16 protein-coding genes are annotated in these 18,719 nt (G+C 70.1%); 6 read left to right on the plus strand and 10 right to left on the minus strand.

The window, feature by feature from the left end; translation table 11 throughout:
* Nucleotides 1-76: 76 nt before the first annotated feature.
* The 4 genes from AC07PU_RS41085 to AC07PU_RS41100 are packed head-to-tail and all read right to left on the minus strand — an operon-like array spanning nt 77 to nt 4,089.
* Nucleotides 77-1,312: an ROK family transcriptional regulator gene (locus AC07PU_RS41085; RefSeq protein ID WP_495323530.1), complete on the minus strand. Its 1,236-nt coding sequence runs from the start codon at nt 1,310-1,312 to the stop codon at nt 77-79.
* Entirely contained in the window at nt 1,305-2,102 is a 798-nt protein-coding gene (locus AC07PU_RS41090) for an ATP-binding cassette domain-containing protein (RefSeq protein ID WP_490879264.1), read from the minus strand. The genes AC07PU_RS41085 and AC07PU_RS41090 overlap by 8 nt, the downstream gene beginning before the upstream one ends.
* On the minus strand, nt 2,102-3,061 hold the full coding sequence (locus AC07PU_RS41095) for an ABC transporter permease (protein WP_208508560.1): 960 nt from the start codon (nt 3,059-3,061) through the stop codon (nt 2,102-2,104). Before AC07PU_RS41095 ends, AC07PU_RS41090 begins: the two co-directional genes overlap by 1 nt.
* A 26-nt stretch (nt 3,062-3,087) precedes the next feature.
* On the minus strand, nt 3,088-4,089 hold the full coding sequence (locus AC07PU_RS41100) for a sugar ABC transporter substrate-binding protein (RefSeq protein WP_203201689.1): 1,002 nt from the start codon (nt 4,087-4,089) through the stop codon (nt 3,088-3,090).
* 278 nt (nt 4,090-4,367) lie between these two features.
* Between AC07PU_RS41100 and aspT (AC07PU_RS41105) the strand changes: the two genes are divergently transcribed.
* The 6 genes from aspT (AC07PU_RS41105) to AC07PU_RS41130 all read left to right on the plus strand — a co-directional run bounded on the left by aspT (AC07PU_RS41105) (nt 4,368) and on the right by AC07PU_RS41130 (nt 13,753).
* A complete protein-coding gene (aspT, locus tag AC07PU_RS41105; protein WP_495323531.1) occupies nt 4,368-6,059 on the plus strand; it encodes an aspartate-alanine antiporter in 1,692 nt (563 codons plus the stop codon).
* A 26-nt stretch (nt 6,060-6,085) separates the two neighbouring features.
* Nucleotides 6,086-7,774: an aspartate-alanine antiporter gene (gene aspT / locus AC07PU_RS41110; RefSeq protein WP_093355865.1), complete on the plus strand. Its 1,689-nt coding sequence runs from the start codon at nt 6,086-6,088 to the stop codon at nt 7,772-7,774.
* Between the two features lie 55 nt (nt 7,775-7,829).
* A complete protein-coding gene (locus AC07PU_RS41115) occupies nt 7,830-9,497 on the plus strand; it encodes a bifunctional aspartate transaminase/aspartate 4-decarboxylase (RefSeq protein WP_296789345.1) in 1,668 nt (555 codons plus the stop codon).
* A gap of 111 nt (nt 9,498-9,608) precedes the next feature.
* Nucleotides 9,609-11,327, plus strand: coding sequence for an Hsp70 family protein (locus AC07PU_RS41120; protein WP_495323532.1), 1,719 nt, complete (start codon nt 9,609-9,611; stop codon nt 11,325-11,327).
* 16 nt (nt 11,328-11,343) lie between these two features.
* Complete coding sequence (locus AC07PU_RS41125; RefSeq protein ID WP_495323533.1) at nt 11,344-13,053, plus strand: TonB family protein; 1,710 nt, start codon at nt 11,344-11,346, stop codon at nt 13,051-13,053.
* Nucleotides 13,054-13,093: 40 nt separating this feature from the next.
* Nucleotides 13,094-13,753, plus strand: a complete 660-nt coding sequence (locus AC07PU_RS41130) for a site-2 protease family protein (protein ID WP_495323534.1) — start codon at nt 13,094-13,096, stop codon at nt 13,751-13,753.
* A 7-nt stretch (nt 13,754-13,760) separates the two neighbouring features.
* Here AC07PU_RS41130 and AC07PU_RS41135 read toward each other — a convergent pair whose 3' ends face one another.
* The 6 genes from AC07PU_RS41135 to AC07PU_RS41160 all read right to left on the minus strand — a co-directional run bounded on the left by AC07PU_RS41135 (nt 13,761) and on the right by AC07PU_RS41160 (nt 18,657).
* The gene (locus AC07PU_RS41135; protein WP_398498529.1) at nt 13,761-14,957 is read right to left on the minus strand and encodes an MFS transporter; all 1,197 of its coding nucleotides are present in this window, start codon (nt 14,955-14,957) and stop codon (nt 13,761-13,763) included.
* Nucleotides 14,957-16,069: a chorismate synthase gene (aroC, locus tag AC07PU_RS41140; protein WP_495323535.1), complete on the minus strand. Its 1,113-nt coding sequence runs from the start codon at nt 16,067-16,069 to the stop codon at nt 14,957-14,959. Before aroC ends, AC07PU_RS41135 begins: the two co-directional genes overlap by 1 nt.
* A 75-nt stretch (nt 16,070-16,144) precedes the next feature.
* On the minus strand, nt 16,145-16,330 hold the full coding sequence (locus AC07PU_RS41145) for a hypothetical protein (RefSeq protein ID WP_203201696.1): 186 nt from the start codon (nt 16,328-16,330) through the stop codon (nt 16,145-16,147).
* A 58-nt stretch (nt 16,331-16,388) separates the two neighbouring features.
* A complete protein-coding gene (locus tag AC07PU_RS41150) occupies nt 16,389-17,936 on the minus strand; it encodes an MFS transporter (protein WP_495323536.1) in 1,548 nt (515 codons plus the stop codon).
* Complete coding sequence (locus AC07PU_RS41155; RefSeq protein WP_495323537.1) at nt 17,933-18,289, minus strand: YciI family protein; 357 nt, start codon at nt 18,287-18,289, stop codon at nt 17,933-17,935. The genes AC07PU_RS41150 and AC07PU_RS41155 overlap by 4 nt, the downstream gene beginning before the upstream one ends.
* Nucleotides 18,286-18,657 carry a YciI family protein gene (locus tag AC07PU_RS41160; protein WP_093355834.1) on the minus strand — a complete coding sequence of 124 codons (372 nt, stop codon included), beginning with the start codon at nt 18,655-18,657 and terminating at the stop codon, nt 18,286-18,288. The genes AC07PU_RS41155 and AC07PU_RS41160 overlap by 4 nt, the downstream gene beginning before the upstream one ends.
* Nucleotides 18,658-18,719: the final 62 nt, after the last annotated feature.

Raw genomic sequence — 18,719 nt, forward strand, 5'->3', positions numbered from 1 at the left:
TCGCTTGGGTCTGGCTCGCTGAAGCACGTATCCTCGCTACTAGGCTGGCCGCGTAGATCATTTCAAATACACCCTCTCAGCCGGCCTTGAGGAACACGTCGTGATCGGGCGCGAAGTTGGCGTGCAGCGGCAGCATCGCGCCGCCCAGCGCGCAGGCCTGCGCGCCGACGCGGCCGCCATGCAGCTGCGGGCGCCACAGGCCCTCCCAGTTGCAGCCGTCGAGCGCGGCGCGCGTGGCCTCGAGCAGCGCCTGCTGCAGCGGGCGCGACATCGAGCCGTCCATCACCACGTCGGCCAGGTCGAGCATCGCGGTGCCGCTCGCGATCGCATGGGCCAGCGCCTCGGCAGCCGAGGCGAGCCAGGCCGCGGTGGCATCGGCGAACGGCGGCTGCAGCGCGCGCTCGTCGTAGGCCGCGTCGGGGTCGACGCCCTCGCGCTGCAGCCGCTGCTCGAGCTCCCACAGCGAGGCCTCGGCGATCAGTTGCGGCGGCGCCGTATCGCCATCGCGCTTGGCGCCGCGCACGCGCTGCATCGGCAGCGAGGCGAGCGCGCCGGCATTGCCGTGCGCGCCGCCGTGCAGGTGCGAGTTGAGCACCAGGCCGCCGCCGACGAAGGTGTCGACGAACACATAGAGAAAGCTCTTCAGGTCGTGGCCGCGCCCGCTCACCAGCTCGGCCACGCAGGCCGCGACCGTGTCGCGCGCGAAGATCACCGGCAGGTCGGTGCGCTGGCGCACCTCGGCGCCCAGGTCCATGCCGTTCCAGAGGTCGGACTGCGCCTTCGACAGGCCGAGCGTGCGGTGCCAGCCGCCGAGCAGGAACGGCGCGGCGAGCCCCACGCCGACGGTGCGCGCGGCCAAGGGTCCGAGGCCATCGCGCAACCGGTGGGTGTGCTGCGCGATCGCGGGCAGCAGCGCTTCGGCATCGGGAAAGTCGTAGGCCATCGCATGGCGCTCGCGCACCTGGGCCGTGAAGTCGATCAGCAGCCACTCGGCGCCGCGCCGGCCGACCTTGACGCCGATCGCGAAGGCGCCGTCGGGGTTGAGCGCGAGCGGCACCGAGGGCTGGCCGATGCGGCCGCGCACGCGGCTCTGCTTGACGATCAGCCCGTCCTCCTCGAGCCGCGCGGTGATCAGCCCGATGGTCTGCGCGCTCAGGCCGGTGAGGCGCGCGAGGTCGGCCTTGGGCAGGCTGCCGTGCACGCGCAGCGCCTGCAGCACGGTGCGCTCGTTGAACTGGCGCATGCCGACCTGGTTCGAGCCGCGCGGGCGCAGCAGGTCGGGCATGCGCGCGGCGGGCGCGGCATCAGGCATGCGCCTCCGCGGGCAAGGCGCTCGGCGGCATGGCGCCGGTCATCACGGCCACGGTGTCGCTCATGCTGATCTTCTTCGGATCGAGCACGGCGGCGCGCTTGCCCAGGCGCGCGACGTGGATGCGGTCGGCGACCTCGAACACGTGCGGCATGTTGTGGCTGATCAGCACCACGGGCAGGCCGCGGTCGCGCACGCGGCGGATCAGCTCGAGCACCATGTTGCCCTCCTTCACGCCGAGCGCGGCGGTGGGCTCGTCCATGATGACCACGTGGCGCGCGAAGGCCGCGCTGCGCGCCACCGCCACGCATTGGCGCTGGCCGCCCGAGAGGGTCTCGACCGCCTGCGTCATCGACTGGATGCCGACCTTGAGGTCCGCCATGCGGGCCGCGCTCTCCAGCAGCATCTTCTTCTTGTCGAGCATGCGCAGCACGTTGCCGAGGAAGCCGGGGCGGCGCAGCTCGCGGCCGAGGAACAGGTTCTCGTAGATGGTCATCGCAGGCGCGACGGCCAGGTCCTGGTAGACGGTCTCGATGCCGGCCCGCCGCGCATCGAGCGGATTGCGGAACTGCACCGGCTGGCCATCGAGCAGGATCTGGCCCTCGTCGGGCACGATCGCGCCCGACAGCGCCTTGATCAGCGAGGACTTGCCCGCGCCGTTGTCGCCGATCACCGCGAGGATCTCGCCCTCGCGCAGCTCGAAGTCGACGCCGTCGAGCGCGGTGACCTGGCCGTAGCGCTTCACCAGCCCCCGGGCCTGCATCACCACCTTCGGGTTCGTCACGGCGTTCATCAGCGGGCCCCCTTGCGCGAAAGCTGGTCGGCCGCCACCGCGAGGATCACGAGCACGCCCGTCACCAGCACCTGGTAGATCGACGACACGCCCATCAGCGTGAGCCCGTTGCGGAACACGCCCACGATCAGCACGCCGATCAGCGAGCCGAGCACGATGCCGCGCCCGCCGAACAGGCTGGTGCCGCCCAGCACCACGGCCGTGATGGCGTCGAGGTTCTCGGTCTGGCCCGCGTTCGGGTCGCCCACGCCGGTGCGCGCCACCGACAGCAGCGAGGCGATGCCGTAGAGCACGCCCGCGGCCACGTACACGCCCAGCAGCACGCGCTGCGTCGGGATGCCGACCAGCCGCGTGGCCTCGGCGTTATTGCCCACCGCGTAGATGTGGCGGCCGGCGCCGGTCTCGCGCAGCACGAACCAGGCGAGGCCGTAGAGCGCCACCATCAGCACCGAGCCCCACGCCACCTCGGCGCTGCCGATGGTGAAGGTGGTGCCCAGGCCCGTGAGGCCGGCCGGCAGGTCGGTGATGGTCTGCGAGGACGAATACAGCTGCGTGATCGCGAACGCGATGTTCAGCGTGCCCAGCGTCACGATGAAGGGCGGCAGCTTGATGCGCGTGACCAGCAGGCCGTTGAGCAGGCCGAACAGCGTGGTCACGCCGATGCCGCAGAGGATGGCCACCGGCACCGGCAGGCCGAGCTCGGTGGCGAACTTGGTCATGATGATGCCGCCCAGCGCCATCACCATGCCGCACGACAGGTCGATGCCGGCCGTGAGGATGATCAGCGTCTGGCCGATCGCGATCACGCCGACCACCATCACCTGCTGCAGGATCAGCGAGAGGTTGCCGCCGGTGAGAAAGCGGTCGGACTGGGTCGCGAAGAAGATGCAGGCACCCAGCAGGGCCAGCCACGGCCCGAGGGCGCCCCACGGGATGTGGTGCGTTGCGGATTTCGCCATCGATGTGCCTCCCTGGGGCTGTCTGCTTACTTCTTGCCCCAGCACAGCTCGGCGCCGGTCTTGGTGTCCTTGCTCTCGACGCCGGCCACGCTCTTGCCCGCGATCAGGGTCACGCCGGTGTCGACGTAGCCCGAGGCCTTCTTGCCGGTCTTCGCGAACTCCACGCCCGCGGCCACGCCCATCGCGGCCATCTTCAGCGGGTACTGCTGCGAGGTCGCGGCGATGATGCCGGCGTTGGTGTCCTTGATGCCCTGGCAGCCGCCGTCGACCGAGACGATCAGCACGCCCTTCTCCTTGCCCGCGCGCTTGAGCGCGTTGTACGCACCGGCCGCGGCGGGCTCGTTGATGGTGTAGACCAGGTTCACGTCGGGCGCCTTCTGCAGGCAGTTCTCCATCACGGTCTGGGCCTTGGCCTGGTCGCCGAAGCTGTCGGCCATGCAGACGATCTCGGGCGCCTTCGAGAGCTCGTTCGACTTGGCGTCGTTCGCAGCCAGCCCGAAGCCCTTCATGAAGCCGTTGTGGCGCTGCGCGCCCACCGGGTGGCCCGGCAGCAGGTCGAGCGCGACGATCTTCGGCGTCTTGCCGGCCATCGCGGCCTTGGCGTATTCGCCGATCAGCACGCCGGCCGTGTAGTTGTTGGTGGCGAACAGCGCGTCGGTGGCCTCGGGCGGATCGGCCGGGCTGTCGAGCGCGATCACCATGATCCCCTTGTCGCGCGCCTTCTTGATCGCCGGCACGATGGCCTTGGCGTCGCTCGGCGTGATCAGGATGGTCTTGGCGCCGGCCGCGATCATGTTCTCCATCGCCGTGATCTGGCCCGCGTTGTCGCCGTCGGCCTTGCCCGCGCCCGACAGCAGCTTGGCGCCGAGCTTCTTGGCCTCTTCCTGCGCGCCTTCCTTCATCTTCACGAAGAAGGGGTTGGTCTCGGTCTTGGTGACCAAGCCGATCACGGGTTCGCCGGCGGCGAAGGCGGTGGATGCGGCGACGGACGCGGCCGCCAGGGCCAGGATGCAGCGGATGCGGGGCATGGGTTGTCTCTCCTTGGGCGGGCGGCTGGATCGGACCGCCCTGTTGGTTCTGGAATCCGGCCGGGTCGCCATGCGGAGGGCGTCGCCGGGCCGGGCGCCAGCGGACTATCGGCGAAGGAAAGGACTAAATCAAGATGATTTAGTTATCGAAAACCCGCACAGGAAACGTCAAGGATTCGGCGCGCAGCCCAGGATTTGGACGCCTGTCAAACGAAACAGTTACTTGCATTTACTCGCATTACCGACAGAATGACTCAGCATCTGGAGGTCAAGCACGCGTGAGTGGCGAGGTCGTCGAACTGCTGAGAACCCAGCCCGAAATCGCGCTGTTCCTCGTGCTCGCCATCGGCCATGCCGTCGGCGCCATCCGCTTCGGACCGATCCAGCTCGGCGGCATCTGCGGCACCCTGATCGCCGCGCTGGTGGTCGGCCAGCTCGGCATCCGGGTCGACGACAGCGTGAAGAACGTGTTCTTCATGCTCTTCATCTTCGCGCTCGGCTATGCGGGCGGCCCGCAGTTCTTCGCCAACCTCGACGCCAAGGGCCTGCGCCTGGGCCTCTTGTGTCTGGTCGAGGTGGTGGCGGTGCTCGCGCTGGTGCTGGGTGCCACCGTGCTGCTGTCGCTCGACCAAGGCACGGCCGCCGGGCTGATGGCCGGCGCGGCCACCGAATCGGCGGTGGTGGGCACGGCCACCGACGCGATCTCCAAGCTCGGCCTGCCCGCGGCGGACATGCAGCAGCTGCAGGCCAACGTGGTCACGGCCTACTCCATCACCTACGTGTTCGGGCTGATCGCGATCGTGGTCTTCACGAGCCAGGTGTTTCCGCTGCTGCTGCGCGTGGACCTGCGTGCCGAGGCCGATCGCCTGTGGAAGACCATGGGTGGCGGCGGCGACGATCCCGGCGCCGCGAGCGCGGTGCCCGAGATGGTCGGCCGCGTGTTCGAGGTGACGACGGGACGCGGCCGCTCGATCGGCGAGCTGGCGGCGATCCTCGGCGGCCAGGCCCACATCGAGCGCGTGCTGCGCGCCGGCCAGAGCCTGGCGGTGGAACCCGCGCTGCGGCTGCGCGCCCATGACCGGGTGCTGGCCATCGGCCGGCGCGCGGCCCTGGTCAACGTGGCCGAGCTGCTGGGCCGCGAGTTCGCCGACACCACGGCCTTCGACGCGGTGGTCGAGACCACCGAGGCGGTGCTGAACCGGCGCGAGTGGTTCGGCCGCGAGCTGCGCGAACTGGCCGCGGCGCTGCCGCCCTCGGTGCAGGTCACGGGCCTGGCGCGCGACCGCCATGCGATGCCGCTGCTGGGCGACTTGCGGCTCGCGCGCGGCGACGTGCTCCAGCTCTACGGCCCGGTCGACGAGGTGGCGCGCGCGCTGCCGCTGGCCGGCGACCGGGTGCTGGCATCGACGCGCAGCAACATCAGCTTCGCGGCCGCGGGCATCCTGCTCGGCGTCTTCATCGGCGGCTTCAGCGTCAAGCTCGGCGGCATCCCGTTCTCGCTCGGCACCGGCGGCGGCGCGCTGCTCACCGGCCTGGCCTTCGGCTGGTACCAGGCGAAGAACCCGCACCGGCTCAGCGTGCCGCCCGATGCGCTGGCGCTGATGAAGGACCTGGGTCTCGCCACCTTCATCGCCTGCGTCGGCCTGGCCTCGGGGCCGCAGGCGCTGGCATTGATCAAGAAGTTCGGCGTGGCGCTGCCGCTGGTCGGCGTGGCCGTGGCGGTGGTGCCGGCGAGCCTGTCGCTGTTCATCGGCCACCGGCTGCTCAAGCTCGAGGCGCCGGTGCTGCTGGGCGCGATCGCGGGCCAGCAGTGCAGCACGCCGGCCCTCAGCGCGGTGCAGAACGCGGCCGGCAATGCCACGCCGCTGCTGGGCTACACCATCACCTATGCGATCTCGAATGTGGTGCTGCCGCTGATGGGACCGCTGATCGTCGCGCTGGCCGGGCTGGTGCACCACGCGGCGAAATGAATTCGAAACCTCGAAGGAGCTGATCCATGGAATGGCTGCACGAAACATTCAAGAAGTCGCCCGAGATGGCGCTCTTTCTCTCGCTGGCGGTCGGCTACTGGATCGGCAAGATCAAGTTCGGCAAGTTCCAGCTCGGCGGCGTGGCCGGCTCGCTGCTGGTGGCGGTGATCGTGAGCCAGGTCGGCGTGCAGGTCGACGCCGGCGTGAAGGCCGTGCTGTTCGCGCTCTTCATCTACGCGGTGGGCTTCGAGAGCGGGCCGCAGTTCTTCAGCTCGCTGGGGCGGCAGTCGATCAAGGAGATCATCCTGGCCGCGGTGATGGCGGCCACCGGCCTGGCCACGGTGGTGGTCATGGCCAAGTGGTTCGGGCTCGACAAGGGCCTGGCGGCCGGCGTGGCGGCCGGCGGCCTCACGCAGTCGGCCATCATCGGCACGGCCGGCGACGCGATCGCCAAGCTCGGCCTCGACGCGGCCGAGACCGCGCGGCTGCAGGCCAACGTGGCGATCGGCTATGCCGTGACCTACGTCTTCGGCTCCTTCGGCGCGATCATCGTCTGCGTCAACCTGCTGCCCAAGTTCATGGGCCGCACCATCCGCGACGACGCGATCGCGGCCGAGACCGCGATGCAGGCCGGCGTGAAGGTGCTGGGCGCCGACCAGGAGGAAGCCGCGCCCTCGCTGGTGGGCCGCATCTACGAGCTCACGGCCGACCCGCAGCGCACCGTGGCCGACATCGAGAACGCCGACCCGGCCACCACCATCACCATCGAGCGCGTCAAGCGCGACGGCCGCTTCGTCGAGGTCAGCCCCACGCTCGCGCTGCGCCGCGGCGACATCGTGCTGGCCGTGGGCCGGCGCGACGCGGTGGTGGCGAGCGCGCCGCTGCTGGGCAAGGAGGTCTACGCGGTCGAGGGCATGGAACTCACCATGCACAAGCGCGACATCGTGCTGACCAACAAGGACTTCGAGCGCAAGACCGTGGCACAGATCCGCGAGGCCACCGCGGGTGGCGTGCGGCACGGCATCTTCGTGGTGCAGCTGAGCCGCATGGGCCAGGTGCTGCCGATGCAGCCCGACACCGTGGTGCAGGCCGGCGACGTGGTCACGATCTTCGGCGCCGAGCAGGACGTCAAGCGCGTGGCCGCGATCGTCGGCGACGTGATCGTGCCGAGCGCCAAGACCGACTTCGTCTACCTCGGCGCGGGCCTGGTGGTCGGCCTGCTGGTGGGCCTGCTGAGCGCGAAGATCGGCAGCATTCCGCTCACGCTCGGTGCCGGCGGCGGCGCCCTGCTCTCGGGCCTGCTGTTCGGCTGGTACCGCGCGCGGCGCCAGACCTTCGGCGCGCTGCCGCCCAGCGCGGTGCAACTGCTCAAGGACCTGGGCCTGGCCGGCTTCGTGGTGGTGGTGGGGCTGTCGTCGGGCTTGCAGGCGGTGCAGACCGTCAAGCAGCACGGGCTCACGATCTTCGGCGTGGGCGTGGTCGTGACCATCGTGCCGATGATCCTCACGATGCTGTTCGGCCGCTACGTGCTGCGCTATGCCAACACCGCGATCTTCGCGGGCGCGCTCAGCGGCTCGCGCAGCGCCAACCCGGCCTTCGGCGAGGTGCTCGACAAGGCCGAGAACTCGATCCCCACCGTGCCCTTCGCGATCACCTACGCGCTGGCCAACGTGTTCCTCACGCTGCTCGGGCCGCTGATCGTCGCGCTGGTCTGAGCACGCCCTCCCTCTTCTTCCTTTCCTGCCTTACTCACAACCAAGGAGCCTTTCCATGGATTTCGGCGACGTGAAAAAACTCAGCGGCCTGAGCCCCTTCGAACTCAAGGACGCGCTGATCCAGGTGGCCAGCCAGGGCGACCGCCTGATGCTCAACGCGGGGCGCGGCAATCCGAACTTCCTCGCGACCACGCCGCGCCACGGCTTCTTCGCGTTCGGCGAATTCGCCATGACCGAGAGCGAGCGCTCCTTCGTCTACATGGAGGGCGTGGGCGGCTTCCCGCAGCGCGAGGGCATCGAGGCGCGCTTCGAGATCTTCACCAAGGCCAACGCGGGCCGGCCCGGCGTGCGCTTCATCGAGGCGGCGGTGTCGTACGTGCGCGACCAGCTCGGCCTGTCGGCCGGCGACTTCATCTACGAGATGTGCGAGGCGATCCTGGGCTGCAACTACCCGGTGCCCGACCGCATGCTGCGGCTGAGCGAGATCATCGTGGGCCAGTACATCCACAAGGAGATGATCGGCACCCATCCCTTCGTGGGCAGGTTCGACATGTACGCGGTGGAAGGCGGCACCGCCGCCATGACCTACCTGTTCAACAGCCTGCGCGAGAACAACCTGCTCAAGCCCGGCGACACCATCGCGCTGGGCATGCCGATCTTCACGCCCTACATCGAGATCCCGCACCTCAACGACTACCAGCTGATCGAGGCGCTGATCGACGCGCCGTCCGAGAACGGCTGGCAGTACACGAAGAAGGAGCTGCAGAAGCTGCTCGACCCGAAGGTCAAGGCCTTCTTCCTGTGCAACCCGAGCAACCCGCCCTCGGTGAAGATCAGCGACGAGGTGCTCGGCTACATCGCCGACATCGTCAAGCAGCGGCCCGACCTGATCATCCTCACCGACGACGTCTACGGCACCTTCGCCGACGACTTCCGCTCGCTGTTCGCGATCTGCCCGCGCAACACCATCCTCGTGTATTCGTTCTCGAAGTACTTCGGTGCCACCGGCTGGCGCATGGGCGTGGTGGCCACGCACGAGGACAACGTGCTCGACCACCAGATCGCGGCCCTGCCCGAGGCGGCGCTGAAGGAACTCGACGCGCGCTACAGCTCGATCACCACCGAGCCGCGCCGGCTCAAGTTCATCGACCGGCTGGTGGCCGACAGCCGCACCGTGGCGCTCAACCACACGGCCGGCCTGTCGACGCCGGTGCAGGCGCAGATGGTGATGTTCTCGCTGTTCTGCCTGATGGACGAACCCGAGGCCTACAAGCACGCGATGAAGCGCATCGTGAAGCGGCGCAAGGAGGCGCTCTACCGCGAGCTGGGACTGCCGCTGTCGGCCGACCCGAACTCGGTGAGCTACTACCACCTGCTCGACCTGCAGGAGATCGCCACCCAGATGCACGGCGAGCGCTTCGGCGACTGGATCGTGACCCAGCTGCAGCCCAACGAGGCGCTGTTCCGCATCGCCGAGGAGACCGGCATCGTGCTGCTGCCGGGCCGCGGCTTCGGCGGCAAGCACGCCTCGGGCCGGGTCTCGCTGGCCAACCTCAACGAGTACGACTACGCCAACATCGGGCGCTCGCTGCGCAAGCTGGCGTCGGAGTACTTCGCGCGCTTCGAGAAGCAGTCGGGCAAGGCCAGGCGCAGCAGCGATCCGGCGGTGTCGGCGGTGGTGGTCAAGCCGCAGAAGGCGGCCAAGGGCGGCAAGAAGAAGTAGCCCCCGGCGGGCCGCTCGCGCGGCCCGCGCCCCTTCGCGGACACCCGGCCCACACGCCCTTCGCATACGATGGAGGGCAACAAAAGAGGGACCCGCGAAGGGGCGAGAAGAATGATCGTTGGAATTGACCTGGGCACCACCAACAGCCTGGCGGCGGTGTGGCGGGATGGCGCTTCCGTGCTGGTGCCCAACGGGCTCGGCGAGTACCTGACGCCCTCGTGCGTCAGCATCGACGAGGACGATTCGGTGCTGGTCGGCAAGGCGGCGCGCGAGCGGCTGCAGACGCATCCCGAGCGCACGGCGGCGGTGTTCAAGCGCTACATGGGCAGCAACAAGACGATGCGGCTGGGCAAGCGCGAGTTCCGGCCCGAGGAACTCTCGGCGCTGGTGCTGCGCTCGCTCAAGGCCGATGCCGAGGCGATGCTCGGCGAGCCGGTCACCGAGGCGGTGATCACCGTGCCGGCCTACTTCTCCGATGCCCAGCGCAAGGCCACGCGCGCCGCGGGCGAGCTCGCGGGCCTGAAGGTCGAGCGGCTGCTCAACGAGCCGACGGCCGCCGCGCTGGCCTACGGCATGCACGACATGCGCGCCGAAACCCGCTTCCTGGTGTTCGACCTCGGCGGCGGCACCTTCGACGTGTCGATCCTCGAGATGTTCGAGGGCGTGATGGAGGTGCGCGCCTCGGCGGGCGACAACTTTCTGGGCGGCGAGGACTTCGTCGAGGCGCTGATCGCGCTCTTCTTCGAGCGCAACAAGCTGCCGGCCAGCCTGCGCACCGATGCCCACTTCATGCAGCGCCTGGCCGCGCAGACCGAGGCCGCCAAGCGCGCGCTGAGCACCCAGCCGACGGCCGAGATCGTGGTCGCGCACGCGGCGGCGCAGCACCGGCTGGCGCTCGACGAAGGCACGCTCGAGCAGGCCTGCGCCACGTTGCTCAAGCGGCTGCGTGCGCCCGTCGAGCGCGCGCTGCGCGACGCCAACCTGCGCGCCGGCGAGCTCGACGCGGTGGTGCTGGCCGGTGGCGCCACCCGCATGCCGGTGGTGCGGCGCCTGGCCACCACCATGTTCGGCCGCTTCCCCTCGATCGACTTCAACCCCGACGAGGTGGTGGCACTCGGCGCGGCGGTACAGGCCGGCCTGAAGGCGCGCGACGCGGCGCTCAAGGAAGTGGTGATGACCGACGTGGCGCCCTACTCGCTGGGCGTGGCGGTCAGCCGCTGGCTCAGCGACACCACGGTGACGCACGGCCACTTCGACCCGATCATCGAGCGCAACAGCACGGTGCCCGTGAGCCGCTCGAAGAGCTATGTGCCCAACTCGGGCAGCCAGACCTCGGTCGACCTGCATGTGTTCCAGGGCGAGTCGCGCATGGTGCGCGACAACGTGCATCTGGGCACCCTGCACGTGCCGCTGCCGAGCCTGGGCGCGGGGGCGTCCCCGGGCGATGCCGCGGTCGAGGTGCGCTTCACCTACGACGTCAACGGCCTGCTGCAGGTCGAGGCCACGGTGCAGAAGACGCAGGAGACCTTCAGCCTGCTGATCGAGGGCAACCCGGGCCTGCTGAGCGAGGCCGAGATCAAGGAGCGGCTGGCGGCGCTGAGCGCGCTCAAGATCCATCCGCGCGACCGCATCGAGAACCGCACCCTGCTGGCGCGCGCCGAGCGCATCTACCAGCAGCTGCGCGGCGACGTGCGCGAGTGGCTGGGCATCCGCATCGCCGAATTCGAACGCGTGCTGGCGCTGCAGGACAAGCGGCAGATCGCGGCGATGCAGCGCCAGTTCCAGGAGCAGTTGGAGCAGATCGAGCGCGACGGCCCGCTGGCCGATTGAAGCGGGGGCGACGACCATGACCGAGGTCCCCGGTTTCCTGCTCGAGCTCGGCCTGCGCGCCGATGCCGACGAGCGCGCCGTGCGGCGCGCCTATGCGGTGCAGCTCAAGCAGCTCGACCAGGCGGCGCAACCGCTGCAGTTCCAGCAGTTGCGAGAGGCTTACGAGGCCGCGTTGCACTGGGCGCGGCAGGCGCGGGACGTGCAGGAGGCCGAGGCGGCGCAAGCGCCGCCCCCGCCGCCCGCCCCGCCCGAAGCCGTGGTCGAGACCGCCCCCGAACCGGCGCCGCCCCCGGCCCCCGCCGAACCGCGCGCCGACCCCGTGCGCGACATCCTCGTCGCGCTCGACACCCGGCTGCAGCAGGAGCCGCTGCGCAGCGTCCCCGAAGCCACCGCGCTGCTCGAACACACGCTCGAGGACCCGCGCCTGCTCGACATGGATGCGCGCTTCCTGTTCGAGGCCAACATCGCCCACCTGCTGGCCTGCGGCTGGCGGCCCGGCCACGAGCACCTGTTCGAGGCCGCGCTCGTTTTCTTCGATTGGCGCACCGACTCGGCGCGGCTGCTGCGGCTGGGACAGGCCGGGCAGGTGGTGGACCGCGCGATCGTCGAGCAGGATGCGCAGGGGCAGCAGGCGCCGCTCGCACGCGACAGCCAACTGGAGTACCTGGAGCTGCTGCGGCGCACGGCGCGACCCGAGCCGCGGGCGCTGGCGCTGGGGCTTGGCCCGGTCATGCACGCGGCGGCCCACTACCCGACCTGGCTGCGGCTGACCTCGAACACCGCGAACATCGAAGCCTGGAACGAACGCAACGCGGACCTTACCCGCGCCTCCGCGCCGCGCGCCAACCCGAAGGCGCCCGTATACGACGACTCGGTCAGCACCTCGCAGATGGTGACCTGGTTCCTGGCTTTCTGCGGGGTCGTGCTGCTGATCGTGCTGCTGAAGGCGGCGCCCACGTGGGAGACCCGGAAGACGCCCCCGACGGCCCGCGAGCTCGCCGGGCGAGCGGGAGCGGCCGCCATGGCCGACGCGCTGCGCAACAGCCGAACCCAACTGCCCTCGGATCCGTCGCTCGACGTGCTGACGCGAGCCCCGAACGCCCCTGCCATGTCGGCACCCCAGCGCCCGTCGATCGAACCCGATCCGCCGGCCGCCAGGTACACGACCGCCCCGCGCCCGATCTACCCCGCCCTGTCGAAGCGGCTCGGCGAACAAGGGACCGTCACGCTCAAGGTCAGGGCCGATGCCCAAGGCGCGGTGAGCGATGCCGTGGTGCTGCAGGGCTCGGGTTACGCGCGCCTGGACAACGCCGCCATCGATGCGGTGCGCGAGGCCCGGGTCGTTCCGAGGAAGGGCACGGACAGCCGCAGCGTGGGCGCCTGGTACAAGGCCTCGATCCAGTTCACACTGAACGATGCCGACCGGCCTGCGGGCACGGCAACGCCCCCGGCACCGCGCCGCAGCTATGGCGAAAGGGTCACGGCGGCGGTCCGCCCGAACATCGCGTTCTCCAACGACGTGCCGGGCAATCCGGCGGTCGAATACACGCTGGCGCTGCGACCCGACGGCCGGATCATGGACGCCAGGCTGTCGAAGGCCAGCGGCGTTCCCGAATGGGATGCCGCCGCGCTGCGCGCGATCCTCAGGACCGACCGCATGCCGCTGACCGACGACGGCACCGTGCCATCGACGATGGTGCTGGTGCTGCGGCCGAAGCTGCAGTGAAGCGCCGCACCGCCGGGCACGCGCGCCTTCCATAGACCGCATGGCCTGGATCCCTCTCGCCGTCGCACTCTGCCTGGCCCTTCACCTCGGCGCCATCGCGCTGGCAGCCATGCGCTTCGGCATCCCGATCCGCAAGATCGACTACGGTTTGGGCCCCACGCTGCTGCGCATCGGCAAGCTGCGGATCAAACCGCTCCCGTTCGGCGGCGGGATTCAGCTCAAGCACGCCGAGACCGAGTGGCTCGAAGGCGATGCGAAGCGCGATGCCCTCGACGTCCAACCGCGCGCCACCCGGGTCCTGATCGCCGCCGCCGGTCCCTGCGCGCTGCTGATGCTGGCGCTGCTGGTGTTCCCGTTCGATGGCCTCGGGTCCTTCGGCAGCGGCTTCGTCCAATACATCGAGGGTGCGCTCTCTCCGTTCGCGCACGCGCAGCAGCTATTGCGGCTCGCGCACGAGGCGGCCGACGGCCAGGCCTTCCTGCCGTTGCTGGCCCTGGTCGCGGCGAAGATCGCCGCCTTCAATCTGCTGCCGTTTCCAGGCAGCAGCGGTGCCTTTCTGCTGCAGATCCTGTTCGAACGCTCGCCGCTGGGCAGGCACTGGCCGCCGCAGGCCACGCAGGCCACACTGCTGCTGTTCCTCGGCCTGACGCTGTCGTGGCTGCTGGCCCTGGCGATCTACCTCGGGCCTTTGCTGGTTTGACCGCGCATCACGCCGGGCTGGCAGCCCGCCGCGCCGCGGCCTCCAGCCGCATCACCTTCCACGCGCACAAGGTCCCCGCCACCGCGAGCAGCGCCGCCAGCGCGAACATCGTGCGGTAGCCGAAGGCCTGCGCCACCGCGCCGCCCAGCAGCACGCCGAGCACGCCGCCGAAGCCGTAGCCGATGACGGTGAACAGCGCCTGGCCGCGTCCGCGCAGCCGACCCGGGAAGCGGCGCGACACCACGGCGATGCAGGTGGTGTGGTGGGCCGCGAAGCTCAGCGCGTGCAGCCACTGGGCCACGACCAGCGCGGCGATCCAGCCGCCGAGGCCGGCGGTCAGGCCCAGCCGCGCGACGGCCGCGATGCCGCACACCAGCATCCAGCGCGGCATCGGCAGCAGGCCGATCAGCCGGCCCTGCAGGAAGAACCAGACGATCTCGGCCACCACCGACAGCGCCCACAGCAGGCCGATGGTGCTCTTGCCGTACCCGAGCGAATCGAGGTAGAGCGAGAAGAAGGCATAGACCGAGAAGTGCGACATCACCTGGAAGAACAGCGCGGCGAAGAACCACTGCACGACACGGTTGCGCAGCACCGGGCCGATGGGTTCGCCGGGTGCGTCGTGCGCGGCCACGGGCTCGCGGCTGTCGGGCAGGCGCAGGGTGGCGAGCAGCACCACGGCCAGGGTGCCGGCGGCCCAGGCCGGGAAGTGCTTCATGCCGAAGCGGTCGAACCACTCGCCCGCGACGAACACCGTGACCAGGAAGCCGGCCGAGCCGCACAGCCGGATGCGCCCGTAGCGGCCCCAGTCGCCGGCCACGAGGTGCGCCATCGCGGCCTCGGTCAGCGACATCATCGAGCTGGTGTGGGTGAACATCAGCAGCAGCACCAGCGCGAGCCACCACGCGCCGCCGTTCCACCACAGGCCGAAGGAACTGAGCAGCGCGATCGCCGCGCTGATGCGCAGCAGCAGCACGCGCTGGCCCGTGTGGTCGCTGAGCGCGCCCCAGGCATAGGGCGCGAACACGCGCGTGACCGACTGCACCGAGGCCAGCAGGCTGATGGTGAAGATCGGCAGCCCCAGGTCCTTGAGCCACAGCGGCAGGTAGGGATTGAAGAAGCCGATGTGCGCGAAATAGCTGGCCGACAGGCCAGCGAACGCCAACAGGTGGCCGCGCCCGGCCACGGGTGGCGCCGTGGACACTAGAGGAAGGACGCCTGCGGCGAAGTGGCCTGGGTCTTCTCGTTGTCGCCCTGCACGTCACCGCACTGCGCGCGGTGGCGCAGCGCATGGTCCATCACGACCAGAGCGAGCAGCGCCTCGGCGATCGGCGTGGCGCGGATGCCGACGCAGGGATCGTGGCGGCCCTTGGTGACCACCTCGACCGGGTTGTTGTTCACGTCGATCGACTGGCGCGGGCTGATGATCGAGCTGGTGGGCTTGATCGCGATGCTGACCTCGAGGTCCTGCCCCGAGCTGATGCCGCCGAGGATGCCGCCCGCGTTGTTGCTGAGAAAGCCGGTCGGCGTGATCGAGTCGCCATGGGTGGTGCCGCGCTGCGTCACGCTGTCCCAGCCGGCGCCGATCTCGACCGCCTTCACGGCATTGAGGCCCATCATCGCGTAGGCGATGTCGGCATCGAGCTTGTCGTAGAGCGGCTCGCCGAGGCCGACGGGCACGCGGGTGGCCGTCACGCGCACGCGCGCGCCGCAGGAGTCGCCGGCCTTGCGCAGCCGGTCCATGTACTCCTCGAGCGCGCTCACGTCGGCGATCGGCGCGAAGAAGGGATTGTTCGGCACGTGGTCCCAGCTCTCGAAGGGGATCGCGATCTCGCCGATCTGCGTCATGCAGCCGCGGAACACCATGCCGTACTTCTCGGCCAGCCACTTCTTGGCGACCGCGCCGGCCGCGACCGTGGGCGCTGTGAGCCGGGCCGAGGAGCGTCCGCCGCCGCGCGGGTCGCGGATGCCGTACTTCTTGTGGTACGTGAAGTCGGCGTGGCCCGGGCGGAACTGCTGGGCGATCTGACCGTAGTCCTTGCTGCGCTGGTCGGTGTTCTGGATCAGCAGCGCGATCGGGGTGCCGGTGGTCTTGCCCTCGTACACGCCCGAGAGGATCTGCACCGCGTCGGGCTCGTTGCGCTGGGTGACGTGGCGGCTGGTGCCGGGACGGCGGCGATCGAGGTCGGCCTGGATGTCGGCTTCGCTGAGCGCCATGCCCGGGGGGCAGCCGTCGATCACGCAACCGATGGCCGGGCCGTGGGATTCCCCGAAATTGGTGACCGCGAAGAGATGTCCGAAGGTGTTGCCGCTCATGGGTGGGGATTATCCCCCGCAATGCGGGGCCGGGCGGCGCGGCACCCGAATGCCCGAGGGCAATGCCCGCGCGGCCTATTCGGTCGCGCCCTCGAGCCGCCGCGCCAGCGCGCCGAGCTGCAGCTCGATCGAGAACAGCCGCTCGTTGAGCACCGCGGTCTGCAGCCGGATCGCCTCGACGATCGCGCGGGTCTGCGGGTCGGGCGTGTTGTCGACCAGCTCCGCGAGGTCGTGCAGCTTCTTGCGCAGTTCGTTGCTCATGGGCGCTCCGTGGGGTTCGTTCGGTGACTGACGCGGCCAGTATGGGCCCGGCCCGGGCTCAGGGCAACGCATCGGCCGCGGCGGGCCGGGTTTGTCCCGAGCGGCGCATGACCACGGCCAGCAGCGCCGCGATGGCCAGCAGCACCACCACGCCGATGCCGGCCATCAGGTGCAAGCCGCGCAGCAGCGCCGTGCGCGCATCGGCCAGCAGCTCGGCACCGGCCGCGCCGCCGAGCTGCCCGGCCAGCGCCACGGCACCGCCGAGCGTGCTGCGCGCGGCCTCGACCGCGGCGGCATCGCCGAGCGAGGCGGGCACGGCGTCGACCATCATGCCGCGGTAGACCGCCGCGCCCACGCTGCCGAGGATGGCGATGCCCAGCGCGCCGCCGAATTCGGAACTGGTTTCCGAAATCGCCGAGGCCACGCCCGCGCGCTCGGGCGGCGCGCTGCCGACCACCAGGTCGGTCGACAGCGTGAACACCACCGCCAGCCCGAGCGAGGACACGACCATGCTGCCCACCAGCAGCGCCAGGCCGCCCTGCACCGGCAGCGCGACCAGCAGCGCGAAGCCCAGTGCCGCGACCACCAGTCCGCCCGTCATCGCATGCACCGGCCGCACGCGCCGCGTGAGCGCGGGCGCCGCCATCGAGCCGACGATGAAGGCGCCCGCGCTGGGCACGCTCCACAGGCCGGCCTGCAACGGCGACAGCCCGAGCACCATCTGCAGGTACTGGGCCTCGTAGAGGAACAACCCGAACATCACGAAGCACGACAGCATGTAGGCGCCCAGCGCCACGCTGAAGGCCGGCGCGCGGAACAGCCGCAGGTCGATCATCGGATCGGCCAGCCGGCGCTGGCGCCGCACGAACAGGCAGCCGATGGCCAGCCCCACCACGATGGCGGCGAGCGACAGCGCGCTCGCGCCGTGCTCGGCCGTCTGCTTCACGCCGTAGATGGCGGGCAGCACCGCGCCCAGCGACAGCGCCACGCTCGCGAGATCGAGCCGCGCGGCCTCGGGATCACGATACTCGGGCAGCAGCACGGGGCCGAGCACCAGCAGCAGCACCATCACCGGCACGCCGACCAGGAACACCGAGCCCCACCAGAAGTATTCGAGCAGCACGCCGCCGACCACCGGGCCGATGACCGCGCCCGCCGAGAAGCTCGAGATCCAGACGCCGATGGCCAGCGTGCGCTGACCGGGATCGAGGAACATGTTGCGGATCAGCGAGAGCGTGGACGGCGCCAGCGTCGCGCCGGCCACGCCGAGCAGCGCGCGGGTGGCGATCAGCATGTTGGCGCTGTTCGAGAAGGCCGCCAGCACCGAGGCCAGCCCGAAGGCCACGGCACCGATCAGCAGCAGCCGGCGCCGCCCGATGCGGTCGCCCAGCGTGCCCATGGTGACCAGCAGGCCCGCGACCAGGAAGCCGTAGATGTCGACGATCCACAGCAGCTGCGCCGCCGTCGGCTTGAGCGCCTCGCTGATCGCGGGGATCGCGAGGTTCAGCACCGTGAGGTCCATGGAATAGAGCATGCACGGCAGCGCGATGACGGCCAGGCCGGTCCATTCGCGCACCGTGGCGCGCGGCGGCGCGGCGCCGCTCATCGAGGGCCCTCGGGGCCGGTGCCGAACGAGAGGATCGGCCGCAGCTCGATGCAGCCGTTGCGCGCGGACGGGATGCCGGCCGCGATCCGCAGGGCTTCGTCCTCGCTGCCGGCCTCGACCAGGTAGAAGCCGCCGAGCTGCTCGCTGGTCTCGGCGAAGGGGCCATCGGTCACCGACAGCCGGCCGCGGCGCATGCGCACGGTGGTGGCGGTCTCGGCCGGCTGCAGGGCCTCGGCCTCGACCAGCTGGCCGCGCGCGCGCAATTGCGCGTCGTAGTCGATATGTTCCTGGATGTAGTGCGCCATGTCGAGCGGCGGAGCCTCGGTTTCGTAGATCAGGCAAAGGTACTTCATGCGGCATTCCCCTCGGCGGCGTCCATGCTCTGGATCGGGCGGACTTCGATGCTGCCGTGGCGCGCCATCGGGATGTGGCCCGCGAGCTGGATCGCGACGTTGAGGTCGCGCGCCTCGATCAGGATAAAGCCGCAGAGCTGCTCGCGCACCTCCGCGAACGGCCCGTCGACATGCGAGGCCTTGCCGTCGCGCACGCGCACGACCTTGGCGGACCTGGCGCTCGCCAGCACGTCGGCGGCGATGAAATGGCCGTTCTTCTCGAGCTCGCGGTCGTAGGCCATCGAGTCTTCGTCGAGCGCGCGCCGCTCGTCGGGCGACAGGGTGGCGAACAGGGCCGGGTCGCAGTGGACGAGGCAGAGGTATTTCATGCGGAATCTCCTTTCGGATGGAATGAGGACACCACTGGTCGATCGGCGAGGCGCCGGATCGA

It is taken from the genome of Variovorax sp. GW821-FHT10D07 (assembly GCF_059415325.1).

Excerpts from the sequence above, each read along its gene's own strand:
- AC07PU_RS41145 (WP_203201696.1), bottom strand. The coding sequence starts at position 16,330 with ATGAGCAACGAACTGCGCAAGAAGCTGCACGACCTCGCGGAGCTGGTC.
- AC07PU_RS41125 (WP_495323533.1), top strand. The coding sequence starts at position 11,344 with ATGACCGAGGTCCCCGGTTTCCTGCTCGAGCTCGGCCTGCGCGCCGAT.
- AC07PU_RS41100 (WP_203201689.1), bottom strand. The coding sequence starts at position 4,089 with ATGCCCCGCATCCGCTGCATCCTGGCCCTGGCGGCCGCGTCCGTCGCC.
- AC07PU_RS41120 (WP_495323532.1), top strand. The coding sequence starts at position 9,609 with ATGATCGTTGGAATTGACCTGGGCACCACCAACAGCCTGGCGGCGGTG.
- aspT (WP_093355865.1), top strand. The coding sequence starts at position 6,086 with ATGGAATGGCTGCACGAAACATTCAAGAAGTCGCCCGAGATGGCGCTC.
- AC07PU_RS41090 (WP_490879264.1), bottom strand. The coding sequence starts at position 2,102 with ATGAACGCCGTGACGAACCCGAAGGTGGTGATGCAGGCCCGGGGGCTG.
- AC07PU_RS41115 (WP_296789345.1), top strand. The coding sequence starts at position 7,830 with ATGGATTTCGGCGACGTGAAAAAACTCAGCGGCCTGAGCCCCTTCGAA.
- AC07PU_RS41160 (WP_093355834.1), bottom strand. The coding sequence starts at position 18,657 with ATGAAATACCTCTGCCTCGTCCACTGCGACCCGGCCCTGTTCGCCACC.
- AC07PU_RS41085 (WP_495323530.1), bottom strand. The coding sequence starts at position 1,312 with ATGCCTGATGCCGCGCCCGCCGCGCGCATGCCCGACCTGCTGCGCCCG.
- AC07PU_RS41150 (WP_495323536.1), bottom strand. The coding sequence starts at position 17,936 with ATGAGCGGCGCCGCGCCGCCGCGCGCCACGGTGCGCGAATGGACCGGC.
- AC07PU_RS41130 (WP_495323534.1), top strand. The coding sequence starts at position 13,094 with ATGGCCTGGATCCCTCTCGCCGTCGCACTCTGCCTGGCCCTTCACCTC.
- AC07PU_RS41155 (WP_495323537.1), bottom strand. The coding sequence starts at position 18,289 with ATGAAGTACCTTTGCCTGATCTACGAAACCGAGGCTCCGCCGCTCGAC.
- aroC (WP_495323535.1), bottom strand. The coding sequence starts at position 16,069 with ATGAGCGGCAACACCTTCGGACATCTCTTCGCGGTCACCAATTTCGGG.
- AC07PU_RS41095 (WP_208508560.1), bottom strand. The coding sequence starts at position 3,061 with ATGGCGAAATCCGCAACGCACCACATCCCGTGGGGCGCCCTCGGGCCG.